At 70.8% G+C, this 13,586-nt stretch carries 12 protein-coding genes, 2 rRNA genes and 1 pseudogene; 2 read left to right on the top strand and 13 right to left on the bottom strand.

From position 1 onward, the window contains the following. Positions 1-29 precede the first annotated feature (29 nt). The 5 genes from ACNFOC_RS39120 to ACNFOC_RS39140 form a co-directional block, all read right to left on the bottom strand. Positions 30-779, bottom strand: a complete 750-nt coding sequence (locus ACNFOC_RS39120) for a hypothetical protein (protein ID WP_416963768.1) — start codon at positions 777-779, stop codon at positions 30-32. A gap of 25 nt (positions 780-804) precedes the next feature. Then, positions 805-2,523 (bottom strand): DNA repair protein RecN, encoded by a 1,719-nt coding sequence (gene recN / locus ACNFOC_RS39125; RefSeq protein ID WP_416963776.1) that lies wholly within the window; start codon positions 2,521-2,523, stop codon positions 805-807. A 128-nt stretch (positions 2,524-2,651) separates the two neighbouring features. Further along, the gene (locus ACNFOC_RS39130; protein WP_026179466.1) at positions 2,652-3,557 is read right to left on the bottom strand and encodes an NAD kinase; all 906 of its coding nucleotides are present in this window, start codon (positions 3,555-3,557) and stop codon (positions 2,652-2,654) included. Continuing rightward, positions 3,554-4,369, bottom strand: a complete 816-nt coding sequence (locus tag ACNFOC_RS39135; protein WP_416963769.1) for a TlyA family RNA methyltransferase — start codon at positions 4,367-4,369, stop codon at positions 3,554-3,556. The genes ACNFOC_RS39130 and ACNFOC_RS39135 overlap by 4 nt, the downstream gene beginning before the upstream one ends. Positions 4,370-4,376: 7 nt before the next feature. Beyond that, positions 4,377-4,682, bottom strand: a complete 306-nt coding sequence (locus tag ACNFOC_RS39140; protein ID WP_416963770.1) for a hypothetical protein — start codon at positions 4,680-4,682, stop codon at positions 4,377-4,379. A gap of 42 nt (positions 4,683-4,724) precedes the next feature. Between ACNFOC_RS39140 and ACNFOC_RS39145 the strand changes: the two genes are divergently transcribed. Further along, positions 4,725-5,072: an SCP2 sterol-binding domain-containing protein gene (locus tag ACNFOC_RS39145; RefSeq protein WP_327405100.1), complete on the top strand. Its 348-nt coding sequence runs from the start codon at positions 4,725-4,727 to the stop codon at positions 5,070-5,072. On the opposite strand, the gene ACNFOC_RS39150 is transcribed toward ACNFOC_RS39145, so the two are convergent. The 4 genes from ACNFOC_RS39150 to ACNFOC_RS39165 are packed head-to-tail and all read right to left on the bottom strand — an operon-like array spanning position 5,056 to position 9,194. After that, entirely contained in the window at positions 5,056-6,000 is a 945-nt protein-coding gene (locus tag ACNFOC_RS39150; RefSeq protein ID WP_416963771.1) for an ABC transporter ATP-binding protein, read from the bottom strand. The genes ACNFOC_RS39145 and ACNFOC_RS39150 overlap by 17 nt on opposite strands. Next, positions 5,997-7,067, bottom strand: a complete 1,071-nt coding sequence (locus ACNFOC_RS39155; RefSeq protein WP_416963772.1) for a FecCD family ABC transporter permease — start codon at positions 7,065-7,067, stop codon at positions 5,997-5,999. Before ACNFOC_RS39155 ends, ACNFOC_RS39150 begins: the two co-directional genes overlap by 4 nt. Further along, entirely contained in the window at positions 7,064-8,107 is a 1,044-nt protein-coding gene (locus ACNFOC_RS39160; RefSeq protein WP_416963773.1) for a FecCD family ABC transporter permease, read from the bottom strand. The genes ACNFOC_RS39155 and ACNFOC_RS39160 overlap by 4 nt, the downstream gene beginning before the upstream one ends. 58 nt (positions 8,108-8,165) lie before the next feature. Then, positions 8,166-9,194, bottom strand: a complete 1,029-nt coding sequence (locus ACNFOC_RS39165) for an HAD hydrolase-like protein (protein WP_416963774.1) — start codon at positions 9,192-9,194, stop codon at positions 8,166-8,168. Between the two features lie 72 nt (positions 9,195-9,266). Between ACNFOC_RS39165 and ACNFOC_RS39170 the strand changes: the two genes are divergently transcribed. After that, entirely contained in the window at positions 9,267-10,559 is a 1,293-nt protein-coding gene (locus ACNFOC_RS39170) for a DUF1015 family protein (RefSeq protein WP_416963775.1), read from the top strand. 85 nt (positions 10,560-10,644) lie between these two features. Here ACNFOC_RS39170 and ACNFOC_RS39175 read toward each other — a convergent pair whose 3' ends face one another. The 4 genes and pseudogenes from ACNFOC_RS39175 to ACNFOC_RS39190 form a co-directional block, all read right to left on the bottom strand. After that, complete coding sequence (locus tag ACNFOC_RS39175; RefSeq protein ID WP_416963777.1) at positions 10,645-11,607, bottom strand: tetratricopeptide repeat protein; 963 nt, start codon at positions 11,605-11,607, stop codon at positions 10,645-10,647. Positions 11,608-11,724: 117 nt separating this feature from the next. Then, positions 11,725-13,110 (bottom strand): annotated as a pseudogene (locus ACNFOC_RS39180) (hypothetical protein); the annotation flags it as partial. A 148-nt stretch (positions 13,111-13,258) separates the two neighbouring features. Continuing rightward, positions 13,259-13,375 (bottom strand): 5S ribosomal RNA (gene rrf / locus ACNFOC_RS39185). 106 nt (positions 13,376-13,481) lie between these two features. After that, positions 13,482-13,586 (bottom strand): 23S ribosomal RNA (locus ACNFOC_RS39190); the annotation flags it as partial.

Below are 13,586 nucleotides of genomic sequence, written 5' to 3' on the forward strand. Positions count from 1 at the left end.
GTCAGTGGTGTATAAGGGACAGGCCCCACTCACAGCCCCCGCGCGAGCGCGCTCACCCGGTCTCCGTACACCGCCGCGGCCACCACAGCGGCGGCGTGCGCCACCAGCCCCGCCCGCCCGTTGCCGACGACGACAGCCGCACCCAGCACCGCGCCCAGGGCGTGAGCCCCCGCGTCGCCGATCATCGTCCGCTCGCCGAGGTCGTCCGGGAGCACGGCACCGGCGGCTCCGATCGTGGCGGCGGCCAGTTCCGCGCCGGGGCCCCGGCGCAGCAACCCCGGTGCGGCGAGGGCGAGTACGGCACCGGCGGCACGACCAGGTCGTACGTCCACGAGGTTGACGAAGTGGGCCGCACCGGCGATCACAACCCCCGCGAGGACCTTGTCGAGAGGCCGCTCCTTGAGCAGCGCCCCGGCGACGAGCCCGGCGGCGGAGATGCCGAACAACTTGACTGCCCCGCTGGTGACTTCACCGTCCCGGAGGGCGGAAAGGTGCGCCCGGAAACCACTCCGTGGGTCACCCGCGCCGACGACATCGTCGTAACCGCCACACACGCCGGCCGCGAGAACCGCGAACCCGGCGGCCGGACGGACCCGCGCGGCGGCGAGGGCGGCTCCGGCGACGGTGGCCGGGGCCGCGTACAGGTCGACGGTCCGGCCGGCATGGTTCTTGCGCTCCCAGCCACCGCCAAGTCCCTTGGCGCGCAAGGCGACCAGGGTCGAGCGGGTGACGGCTGCGGCGAGGGCGAGGGAGGCGGTGCGAGACGTGCGTACGGTCATCCGGCCACCGTACGCGGAGCCCGTACTACCCGTCCGCCCGCGCTGTGGCCAACAGCTCCTCCGCATGCGCCCGAGCCGTCTCCGAGTCCTCCTGGCCGGCCAGCATCCGGGACAACTCCCGTACGCGGTCCTCACCTTCGAGGACCTTCACGCCGGAGCGGGTGACGGACCCGTCGTTGGTCTTCTCGACGAGCAACTGCCGGTCGGCGAAGGCGGCGACCTGGGGCAGGTGGGTCACGACGACGACCTGCGCGGTCTTCGCGAGCTTCGCGAGGCGCCGCCCGATCTCGACGGCCGCCTTGCCGCCGACACCGGCGTCGACCTCGTCGAAGAGGTAGGTCGGCACGGGATCGGTCCCCGCGAACACGACCTCCACGGCCAGCATCACGCGCGACAGTTCACCGCCGGACGCGCCCTTGGCGATGGGCCGCGGCGGAGCGCCCGGATGCGGGGCGAGGAGCAACTCGACCTCGTCGACGCCCGACGGGCCGTAGGCGACCGCACGACCGCCGACCTCGACGCCCTCCGGGTCCTCGGTCTGGCGGATCTCGAACGACACACGCGCGTGCGGCATCGCGAGGGAGGCCAACTCCGCAGTCACCGCCGCGGCGAACCGCTCGGCGGCCTCCGTGCGCGCGTCGGTCAACGCCTGGGCAAGACCGCCCAGTTCACCGCGCAGCGCGTCCCGCTCGGCGGTCAGTTCGTCGATGCGCTCGTCGTCGCCGTCGAGTTCGGTCAGCCGTGAGGCACCCTGCTCGGCGTACGCGAGCACGGCGGTGATGTCCGCGCCGTACTTCCGGGTGAGCGCGTTGAGGGCGGCCCGGCGTTCCTCGACGGCGGCCAGCCGCAGCGGATCGGCGTCCAGGTCGTCGGCGTACCCCGCCAACTCCCCCGCCACATCGCCCAGAAGGATGCCGATCTCACCGATCCGGTCGGTGAGCGAGGCCAGCTCGGAGTCGTGCGACCGTACGGCCTCCAGGGCCCGCTGCGCACCCGCGACGAGGGTCGCCGCGTCGATGCCCTCGGGGTCCTCGGGGTTGCCGGCTAGCGCAGCGTGCGCGGCCGTCGCGGCGGACGCCAACGCCTCGGCGTGCCCGAGCCGTTCGGCCTCGGCGGCGAGTTCGACGTCCTCCCCGGGACGCGGCTCGACACCCGCGATCTCGTCGAGGCCGTAGCGCAACATGTCGGCTTCCTGGGCCCGTTCACGCGCGCGCGTGGTGATCTCGTCCAGCTCGACGGCGACGGCGCGCAGCCGCCGGTACGCCTCCGCGTACTTGGTCAGCGGCCCGGTGACGGCGTCCCCGGCGTACCGGTCGAGCGCCTGCCGCTGCCGGGACTGCTTCAACAACCCTTGCTGATCGGTCTGCCCGTGCACGGCGACAAGGTCGTCGGCCAGCTCCGCCAACAACCCCACCGGCACGGAACGCCCGCCCAGGTGCGCCCGGGACCGCCCTTCGGCGGAAACGGTACGGCTGATGAGCAGCGTCCCGTCCTCCAGCTCGGCACCGGCCTCCTCGGCGCGCAGCACGGCGGAGCCGCCGGGAGGCACGGAGATCCGCCCCTCCACGACCGCGTTCTTCGCCCCGATCCGCACCAACGCCGGGTCAGCCCGCCCACCCAGCAACAGCCCAAGGCTGGTGACGACCATGGTCTTACCCGCACCGGTCTCACCCGTGACAGCGGTGAACCCCGGCGACAGTTCGACGACAGCATCGTCGATGACTCCGAGCGACCGTATCCGCATCTCTTCCAACACGGTGAAGACCTTACGAGGTAGGGAGGGAGAAGCGCGAGGCACCCTGTCACCCACGCGAGGGAAGCGCCCCGAAGGGGCGCGGGGAACTGCGCGCTCAGCCCCCACCGGCGTGCACTCTAATGAGGAGCCCCACGCCACCCCGAAACAGGCAGAGCGAACTTCGCAACAAGCCGATCCGTGAACGACGCATGGTGCAGCCGAGCCAACCGCACAGGCACAGCCCCCCGCCGAACCTCAACCCGAGCCCCGGCAGGCAATTCAACAGTCCGCCGCCCGTCACACCACAGAACCCCCGGGGGGATATGCGGCAACACCTCAACGGCAAGCACAGAATCCGGCGAGGTCACCAACGGCTTTGCGAACAACGCATGCGCACTGATCGGTACCATCAGCAACGCCTCGACCTCAGGCCACACCACAGGCCCACCAGCCGAGAACGCATAAGCCGTAGACCCCGTAGGAGTCGCACAGACGATCCCGTCACACCCGAACCCAGTCACCGGACGCCCGTCAATCTCAAGGACGACTTCCAGCAGCTTCTCGGCGCCGGCCTTCTGCACCGCCGCCTCGTTCAACGCCCAGTCCGTATGCACGATGTTCCCGTTCTTGTGAACGACGACATCGACGGTCATCCGCTCCTCGACCTCGTAGGCCCGCGTGACCACCCGGTCCACGACCTTGTCGAGATCGTCCCGCTCCGCCTCCGCGAGGAACCCCACGCTGCCGAGGTTGACGCCGAGCATCGGCACCCCGGACGCCCGCGCGAACTCCGCGCCGCGCAGCAGCGTGCCGTCGCCGCCGAGGACGATGAGCAGCTCGCAGCCCTCAAGGCACTGCGGGGTGGCCTCGGTGACCGTCTCCACCTCGTCGGGCAGTGGCAGGTCGCGTGCCTCGTACTCCAGGACGCGCACTCCGATACCGGACTGCAACAACCCCTTCACGACCAGTTCGGCACTCCGGATCGCCGCAGGGCGACCCGTGTGCGCGAGCAGGAAAACAGTACGAGCTCGGTTCTGTGTCAACGCGGCCCCTCCGCCACTGCACGGTCAACATCGGCCGGGTCCAGTTCGGGTGCGCCGGCCCGCAGCCACAGAAAGTACTCGACATTCCCGGAGGGCCCGGGCAGCGGGCTGGCGGTGACACCCTCCACCCCGAGCCCCAGTTCCGCGGCCCGCCGGGCGACACCGCGTACGGCCTCGGCCCGCAGTTCCGGGCTGCGTACGACACCGCCGCTCCCCAGCCGTTCCTTCCCCACCTCGAACTGCGGCTTGACCATCATCACCAGGTCCGCGTCCGGCTTCGTGCACCGCGCCAGGGCGGGCAGCACCAGCCCGAGCGGGATGAAGGACAGATCCCCCACGACTAGATCCACAGGCTCCCCATCGATCGCTTCAAGCGTCAACTCGCGTACGTTCGTACGGTCCTTGACGGTGACGCGTTCATCGCTCTGAAGAGACCACGCGAGTTGCCCGTACCCGACGTCGACCGCCACGACCTGCGTGGCACCCGCGCGCAGCAGCACATCGGTGAAGCCCCCGGTGGACGCGCCGGCGTCCAGCGCCCGCCGTCCCTCGACCACGAGCCCCCGCGGTACGAAGACCTCCAGCGCGCCCGCGAGCTTGTGGCCGCCCCGGGAGACGTAGTCGGGGTCGCCGTCGTCCTGGACGACGACGATGGCGGCCGCGGTCTCCACCTGGGTGGCGGGCTTGGTCGCGACGGTCCTGCCCACGGTGACCCGGCCGGCGGCGATCAACTGGCTCGCGTGCTCCCGCGACCGCGCGAGCTTCCGTCGGACCAGCTCGGCGTCGAGACGTCGGCGTGCCACTCCTGCCACGTTCGGTTCAGCTCCTGCGGTCGTACGTCGATGGGGGCGCCGGAGGTCCCGGGCGGGCGTCGAGCGCGGTGAGCGCGTCGCGCAGCCCCCGGTGTACATCCTCGTACACCTCGACATGTCCGTCCGTGGCGAGGTGGTCGGTGTCGGCGAGGCGCCCGAGCTGGGCGTCGACGTCGGCGTTGCCGCTCGGGGCGCGGTCCACGTTCAGGGGCGCGGGGGCGGCGGGGTCGTCCGCGGGCTCCGCCTCCGGAACGGCCTCCGGAACACCCTCGGGTACGGCCCCGACCTCGGCCTCGGGCAATGAGTCGCTCATGCCCAGACGCTACCGCGAAGGCCTGGGGTACCGTCGATCACGATGGCAACGATCGAAGAGTGCCGCGTCGCACTCGAGAAGCTCTCGGACAACATGCAGAAGGCCGATGGGAATGTCCGCGCCGCCGCGGCCATGGACCGTTCGGTCAGCTGCCGGATCACCGATCTCGACGTCACGTTCGTCGGCCGGCTCACCGGCGGCCGGATCGTGGTGGACGAGACCGTGCAGGGCCTTCCGGCGGAGAAGGCCCAGATCAGGCTGACCATGGCGGGCGACGACCTGGTGGCCATGGTCGACGGCGGCCTGAACTTCGCGAAGGCCTGGGGCTCGGGCCGGGTGAAACTGGAGGCCAACGTGTTCGACCTGTTCCGCCTCAGGAAGCTTCTGTAGCCACCGCCGCGGCCTCTGCCCCTGCCCCTGTCCCCGCCGTGGCTCCCGCACGCGCGCGTGCCTTGCGCGCCGCCGGCACCACCAGCGGCGTCCCCGTCTCCGGGTCGTCGATGACCTGGCAGCGCAGCCCGAAGACCTCCTCGACGAGATCGGCCGTGACGATGTCGCCCGGCGCGCCCTGCGCGATGACCGCGCCCTCCCGCAGCGCGATGAGGTGGGTGGCGTACCGGGCGGCGTGGTTGAGGTCGTGCAGCACCGCGACCAGCGTGCGGCCCTGCTCCTCGTGCAGCTCGGCACAGAGGTCGAGGACGTCGATCTGGTGCTGGATGTCCAGGTAGGTGGTCGGCTCGTCGAGCAGCAGCAGGGGCGTCTGCTGGGCGAGCGCCATCGCGATCCACACGCGCTGCCGCTGCCCGCCGGACAGTTCGTCGACATAGCGATCGGCGAGCTCGGCGACACCGGTCTGCGCCATCGACTCCTGTACGACCCGCTCGTCCTCCTGGGACCACTGGCGCAGGATGCCCTGGTGCGGGTACCGGCCGCGGCCCACGAGGTCGCCGACGGTGATCCCGTCGGGCGCGATGGACGACTGCGGGAGCAGGCCCAGGGTGCGTGCGACCTTCTTCGCCGGCATCGACTGGATGACCTGCCCGTCGAGCAGTACCCGGCCCTCGTTCGGCTTCAGCATCCGCGACAGGGCGCGTAGCAACGTGGACTTGCCGCACGCGTTCGGGCCGACGATCACCGTGAAGGAGTTGTCGGGTATCTCCACCGACAACTCGCGTGCGATGACGCGCTGGTCGTAGGCGAGGGTGACGTTCTCGGCGGACAGGCGGTTCACGGTGCTCCTTGGATTGTTCAGCCCGCTGCTGAGGCCGCTCTGGTTGCTCTGGTTGCTCTGGTTGCTCTGGCCGCTCTGGTTGCTCATATCCGGCCCGCCTTGCGCTCGGTGACCAGGAGCCAGAGCAGGTAGACCCCGCCGAGGACTCCGGTGACCACGCCGACGGGCAACTGGTCGGCGCCGAACGCCCGTTGGGAGACCCAGTCGGCGGTGACCAGCAGGGTGGCGCCCATGCACAGCGAGGGCACCAGGTTCGGACCCGGCGAGCGGGTCAGGCGCCGGGCGAGCTGCGGTGCCGTGAGGGCCACGAAGCCGACCGGTCCCGCGGCGGCGGTCGCGGCCGCGGTGAGCAGCACGGCGGCCACCATCAGCAGCAGCCGTACGCGCTCGACGCGCACCCCTAGGGCGTACGACACATCGTCGCCCATCTCCATCATCCGCAGCCCGCGCCCGTTGGCGAGGACCAGCGGCAGCAGGACGGCACACAGTGCGAGGAGCGGCCAAACCTGCGTCCAGTCACGGCCGTTGAGGGAGCCGGTCATCCAGACGACCGCGCGGGCCGCGTCGACGAGGTCGGCCTTGGTGAGCAGATAGCCGTTGACCGCGGTGACGACGGCGGAGACGCCGATGCCGACGAGGACGAGCCGGTACCCGTGCACCCCCTGCTTCCAGGCGAGCAGATAGATCGCGAGCCCGGTCACGAGACCGCCGACGAGCGCCCCGAGGGTGACGGCCGCCGCGTTGCCGGAGAACAGCACAATCATGACGAGCGCCCCGGCCGTCGAGCCCTGTGAGAGGCCCAGTACGTCCGGACTGCCCAGCGGATTGCGGGAGATGGACTGGAACAGCGCACCGCCGAGCCCGAGCGAGGCACCGACAAGGAGGCCGACGAGAACGCGCGGCAGCCGCAGTTGGTTGACGATGAACTCCTGACCCGCGTCACCGCCCCCGAACAACGTCTTGAGGACGTCACCGGCCGGGATCGGGAAGTCCCCGGTACCGATCAGCACCACACTCGCGGCGAGCGCGCAGACCAGGAGAAGGACGACGACCGTGAAGGCACGGAGGTCGAGGCGGAGGGAGAGGCCGCCGGTCCGTACGGCCCGCGTACGGAGGGCGGGAACACGGGCGGCGGAGATTCGTTGGGCCTTCACAGCTGGGCCGTCCTCCGCCGTCGTACGAGATAGATGAAGACCGGCCCGCCGATGATCGCGGTGACGATGCCGACCTGAAGCTCCGCCGGCCGCGCGATCAACCGGCCCAGGACGTCCGCGCCGAGCAGCAGCACGGGCGACAGGATCGTGGCGTACGGCAGGATCCAGCGCAGGTCGGGGCCGGTGAAGGAACGCACCACGTGCGGCACCATCAGGCCGACGAACACGATCGGGCCGCAGGCGGCGGTCGCCGCGCCGCACAGCACGGTCGCCGAGAGCATGGCGAGCGCCCGGGTGCGGTTGAGGTTGGCGCCGAGGGCGCGGGCGGTGTCGTCGCCCATCGCCACCGCGTTCAGCGGCCGGGCGAGCAGCAGGGCGACGACCGTGCCGGCCGCGAAGAACGGCGCGACCTGCGTGATCGTCGAGCCGGTGGCCGAGGCCAGCGAACCGACCGTCCAGAAGCGCATCTTGGAGAGCGCCGCGTCGTCCATGATCATGACGGCCTGGAGATAGCCGTAGAGCGCGGCACTGATCGCGGTGCCGGCGAGCGCGAGACGCACGGGTGTGGCGCCCCGGCTGCCGCCCAGGAACCAGACCAGTGCCCCGACGACGGCAGCACCCGCGAAGGCGAACCAGACGTAGCCACTCAGCGATGTCACACCGAAGTAGGTGATGGCGGTGACGACCGCGGCCGAGGCGCCGGCGTTGATGCCGAGCAGGCCGGGGTCCGCGAGGGGGTTGCGGGTGAGCGCCTGGAGGACGGCGCCGGACAGCCCGAGCGCGGCACCGGCGAGCAGCCCGAGGGCCGTACGGGATATCCGGTCGCCGACCACGACGTCCGCGTACGTCCCCGAGTCATGGAACAGGCCGTGCCACACATCCCCCAACGGCAGCGATTTCGCGCCGATCGCGATGCTCACCAGAGCGACGACGACCAGGAGCGCCACGGAGGCGAAGAGCCCAAGGACACGTATCGCCCGGCGGGTTGGGGGCGCGGGGGCGGTCTCCGCGCGCTGTTCTGGGGGACTGTCGACCAACACGAGGTTAGGTTAGCCTATCCTCGCATTTGACCCGAAGGGTGAGTCCCGCCTCCCCAGGTCACAACCCCAGTCGCGCCAGCGCCTTCTCCCCGTCCAGCGCGCAGGAACCGTCCCCCGCCGCCGTCCAGGCCGCCGCGCAGAGCGCCCGGAGCCCGTCCAAGGGCTCGCCCGCACCGTCGAGTTCCAGCCGGTCACGGCCCGCCGTCGCCGTCCAGCCACCGCACCGGAAGCCGTCTCCCGCCTCGCTGACCTCGGGCTGCCCGGTGAGCATGCCCCGCAGATCGGCGTCGACGTACGTCGGCCGGTGCTGCGGAGGCGCGGCGAGCAACTGCGCGCCGTCGGTCACACCGGTCAGGACGAGCAGCGAGTCCACATCCCCGTTGAACGCGCCCTCGATGTCCGTGTCCAGCCGGTCCCCCACGACCAACGGCCGCTCGGCGCCCGTCCGCAGGATCGTCTCCTTGTGCATGGGCGGCAACGGCTTCCCCGCCACCTGCGGCTCGGCCCCGGTCGCTATCCGTACGACCTCCACCGCCGCGCCGTTGCCCGGCGCGATACCGCGCGCGCTCGGGATCGTCAGGTCGGTGTTGGACGCGAACCACGGCACCCCGCGCGCGATCGCGTAACAGGCCTCCGCGAACCGCCCCCACGCCAGGTCGGGCCCGCCGTAGCCCTGTACGACCGCCACCGGCTCGTCGTCCGCCGAGTCGACGGGCTCAAGACCGCGCTCGCGCAGCGCGACCCGCAGCCCCTCCCCGCCGATCACCAGCACACGAGAGCCCGCCGGCACCTGCTCGCTGATCAGCCGGGCGACGGCCTGCGCGGAGGTGATGACGTCGTCGGCCCCGGTCGGTATGCCCAGCTCGGTGAGGTGCTCGGCCACCGCGTCCGGCGTCCGCAGAGCGTTGTTGGTGACATAGGCGAGCCGCATGCCGCCCGCGCGGGCGGTGGCGAGCGAGTCGACCGCGTGGGCGATCGCGTTGCCCCCCGCGTACACCACCCCGTCGAGGTCGAGCAGCGCCGTGTCGTACGCCTCGCTCAGGGCCCGGCCACTGCCGTCGGGGCTCGTCCTGACGCTCTGGCTCATTCCACATCGCTCCTCGTTCGATCGCTTTCACCCGATCATCCCGCATGCCACTGACACACGTACGATGCCGGGATGAACACCGCAGGTCACTCGGAAGCAACGGAGCGCCGAGGCCTGGAACTCACCCCGTTCCGAGGCCTTCGCTACGACCCCGACCTGGTCGGCAGCCTGGCCGCCGTGACGTCCCCACCGTACGACGTGGTCGTACGCCCCGACGGTCTGCACCATCTCCAGGACGCCGACCCGCACAACATCGTCCGCCTGATCCTCCCGCAGGCCACCACCCCCAGTGCCCGCAACGAACAGGCCGCCGACACCCTGCACCGCTGGCTCTCCGAGGGGGTCCTCACCACCGACCCCGAGCCCGGCCTGTACGTGTACGAACAGCGCGACGGCAACGGCCTGTTGCAGCGCGGCGTCATCGGCGCCCTGCTCCTGTCGGACCCGTCGGAGGGCGTGGTCCTGCCGCACGAGGACGTCATGCCGCACGTGGTCGCGGACCGCGCGGCCCTCATGCGAGCCACCTCGGCGAACCTCGAACCCCTGCTCCTGACCTACCGGGGCAACGGCTCACCGGCCGACACGACGACGGTGGTCGAGCGCATCGCCGAGGGCCCCGCACTCCTGGCGACGACCACGGAGGACGGCTACAGCCACCGCCTGTGGTCGGTCACCGACCCCACCGACCTGGCCCGCATCCAGCAGGACCTGGCCCACCACCAGGCCCTGATCGCCGACGGCCATCACCGCTGGGCGACGTACCGACGTCTACGCGCGGAGCACCCCTCCCCCAGCCCCTGGGACTACGGCCTCGTCCTCCTCGTCGACACGGCCCGCTACCCGCTCCGCGTCCGCGCGATCCACCGCCTCCTGCACGGGGTCCCGGTGTCCGACGCCCTGACGGCCCTCGACGGCCTGTTCCGCGTCCAACACCTGGAAGTGCCCCTCCCGGAAGCCCTGGAAGCCCTCGCCGACGCGGCCTGCGCGGGCAACGCCTTCCTCCTCGCCGGCGACGGCGCCTTCCACCTGGTCGACCACCCGGACCCGGACCTCCTGGCCCGTACGATCCCGGCCGACCGCCCCGCGGCCTGGCGCACCCTGGACGCCACGGTCCTGCATGCCACGCTCCTGGACCACGTCTGGCTCATCCCCGAGGATGACCCGGCCCGCATCGCCTACATCCACGACACCGCCGCCACGGTCCGCAAGGCCGAACGCGACGGCGGTACGGCCGTGTTGATGCACCCCGTCCGCGAGGAGGTCGTACGCGACCTGGCCCGCCAGGGCGTCACGATGCCCCGCAAGTCGACGTCCTTCGGCCCCAAACCGGCGTCGGGACTGGTGCTGCGCGCGCTGGACATCTGAGACGCGACCACCAACTCCGTAGACAGGAAAGGGCGGGACCCCGGTACCGGGATCCCGCCCTTGTCACTGACGTGGTGCGGTGTCGTCAGTCCTTGTCGTCATCTTCCTTGACGACGCTTTCCTTGACGACGTCTTCCTTGGCTTCGACTTCGGCTTCCGCTTCGGTCTCAGTCACGGTCTCGACCTCGTCCTCCGCCTCGGCTTCCGCCGCGACGTCCTCGATGTCGTCGTCCTCGTCCGCGTCGTCATCCTCGTCTTCGTCGTCGTCCTCGTCCTCAAGGTCGACTTCCGCCTCGTCGGCCGCGGAGGCCTCCTGGGGCTCGGCCACATCGTCGCGCACGACGTCGTCTTCGTCATCGTCCTCGTCCTCGACGAACGCGTCGACGAACTCGACACCGTCCATCTCGGCGAGACGGTCCGACGCGTCCGTGCTGCCGTCCTTGTCGGACTCCACGGCCTTGGCGAACCACTCCCGCGCCTCGCCCTCACGCCCGGCGGCGAGCAGGGCGTCGGCGTAGGCGTACCGCAGTCGCGCGGTCCACGGCTGCACGGTGTTCGAGGCAAGCTCCGGGCTCTGCAACGTGACGATGGCCGCGTCGAGCTGGTCCATGTCACGCCGGGCGCCGGCCGCGACGAGCCGCATCTCGACCTGGCCGGCCTTGTCGAGCTTGTGCACCTCGGCGGCACCGGCCATCTCCAGCGCCTTCTCCGGCCGCCCGAGCCCACGCTCGCAGTCGGCCATCACGGGCCACAGATCCACGCTGCCGGTCATCCGCCGCGCCGCCCGGAACTCGGCCAGCGCCTCGCTGTACTTCTGGTTCGCGTACGCGGCGAACCCGGCCGCCTCACGTACGGCGGCGACACGCGACGCCAGTCGCAGGGCGATCTTGGAGTAGGCGTAGGCGCCCTCGGGGTCCTCGTCGATGAGTCGGGCAACCATCACCAGGTTCTTCGAGACGTCCTCGGCAAGCCCCTTCGGCAGACTCATCAGCTCCTGCCGTACGTCCTTGTCGATCTCCTCGCCCGTGACGTCCTCGGGGATCGGCAGCCGCTTGATCGGCTCACGGTCACGCTCCCGCTCGTCACGGAACCGACTGCCGCCACCACGGCGGTCATCGCCCCGACGGTCGTCACGGCGGTCGTCGCGACGGGGGTAGCCGCCACGCTCGTCGTCCCGGCGGAACGCGGGCCGCTCACCACGGCTGTCGTCCCTACGGAAACCACCGGGACGCCCTCCGCGCTCGCCACCGCGGTCATCGCGACGGGGACCGGACGGACGGTCGTCACGGCGCGGACCGGCGGGACGGTCATCGCGACGCGGACCGGCGGAACGGTCGTCACGGCGGGGATAGCTGCCACGGTCACCGCGGTCGTCGTCACGCCGGAAGGCAGGACGCTCACCCCGGTTGTCGCCCCGGTTGTCACTGCGGTCATCGCGCCGGAACGGCGGACGCTCACCACGGCTGTCGTCACGCCGGAAGGCCGGACGATCGCCACCGCGGTCATCACGACGCGGACCTGCGGGCCGGTCGTCACGGCGGGGATAGCTGCCACGGTCACCACGGTTGTCGTCGCGCCGGAAGGCAGGACGGTCCCCGTCACGACGGTCGTCCCGGCGATCATCACGCCGGAAGGGCGGCCGCTCGCCACGGTTGTCACTGCGGTCGTCACGTCGGAACGGCGGGCGCTCACCACGGCTGTCATCGCGCCGGAAGCCACCACGATCGCCGCCGCGGTCATCACGGCGGGGGCCGGCGGGCCGGTCATCCCGACGCGGAGCTGCGGAACGGTCGTCACGACCACGGAACCCACCGCGATCGCCACTGCCACGGTCGTCGCTACGGCGGTCATCGCGACGGTCGTCACGGCGGGGGTAGCTGCCCCGGTCACCGCGGTCGTCGTCACGCCGGAAGGCAGGACGCTCGCCCCGGTTGTCGCCCCGGTTGTCACTGCGGTCATCGCGCCGGAACGGCGGACGCTCACCGCGACTGTCGTCACGCCGGAAACCACCACCGCCACCACGGTTGTCGTCACGTCGGAACGGCGGGCGCTCACCACGGCTGTCATCGCGCCGGAAGCCACCACGATCGCCACGGTTGTCGTCGCGACGCTCACCGCCACGGTTGTCGCTTCGGTCGTCACGCCGGAACGCGGGCCGCTCACCACGGCTGTCGTCCCTACGGAAACCACCGGGACGCCCTCCGCGCTCGCCGCCACGGTCATCACGGCGGGGGCCGGCGGGCCGGTCGTCACGGCGCGGACCGGCGGGACGGTCATCCCGACGCGGGCCGGCGGAACGGTCGTCACGACCACGGTAACCACCGCGATCGCCACCGCCTCCGCTGCCGGCACCGCCACGGTCATCGCGGCGAGGAGCTCCGCCACGGTTGTCGTCACGCCGGCCGTAGCCACCGCGATCGCTGCTGCTGCCGCCGCGGTCGTTTCCTCGATCGTTGCTACGGCTCGGGCCTCCGCGGTACCCGCCACGGTCACCACTGTCCCGTCGCCGCTCCTCGCGCTCGGGTCGGTCCTCGGGAGAGTTGGTGGACATCGGTGACTCCTGTCTTCGGTACCGCAAGTCATTCTCGCGCAGCCAGCTACTCGGCGCGCTCCGGAACTATGTTTCTGAAAGTTTCTGGAAAAACAAAAGGACCCCTGGTCCCAGCGTGAACGCTGGGACCAGGGGTCCTCCAAAGATTGTTCGGCGGCGTCCTACTCTCCCACAGGGTCCCCCCTGCAGTACCATCGGCGCTGTAAGGCTTAGCTTCCGGGTTCGAAATGTAACCGGGCGTTTCCCTCACGCTATGACCACCGAAACCCTAATGGTTTCGAGCGAACAAGCACACTTTTCTGTTGTGTGGTTCAAGCTCTAGCCGACAACTGTTCGTTGTCTCAGAACTAACACAGTGGACGCGAGCAACTGAGGACAAGCCCTCGGCCTATTAGTACCGGTCACCTCCAGCGGTTACCCGCCTTCCAGATCCGGCCTATCAACCCAGTCGTCTACTGGGAGCCTTAACCCCTCAA

Origin of the sequence: Streptomyces colwelliae (genome assembly GCF_048158785.1) — a bacterium.
GTDB lineage: Bacteria > Actinomycetota > Actinomycetes > Streptomycetales > Streptomycetaceae > Streptomyces.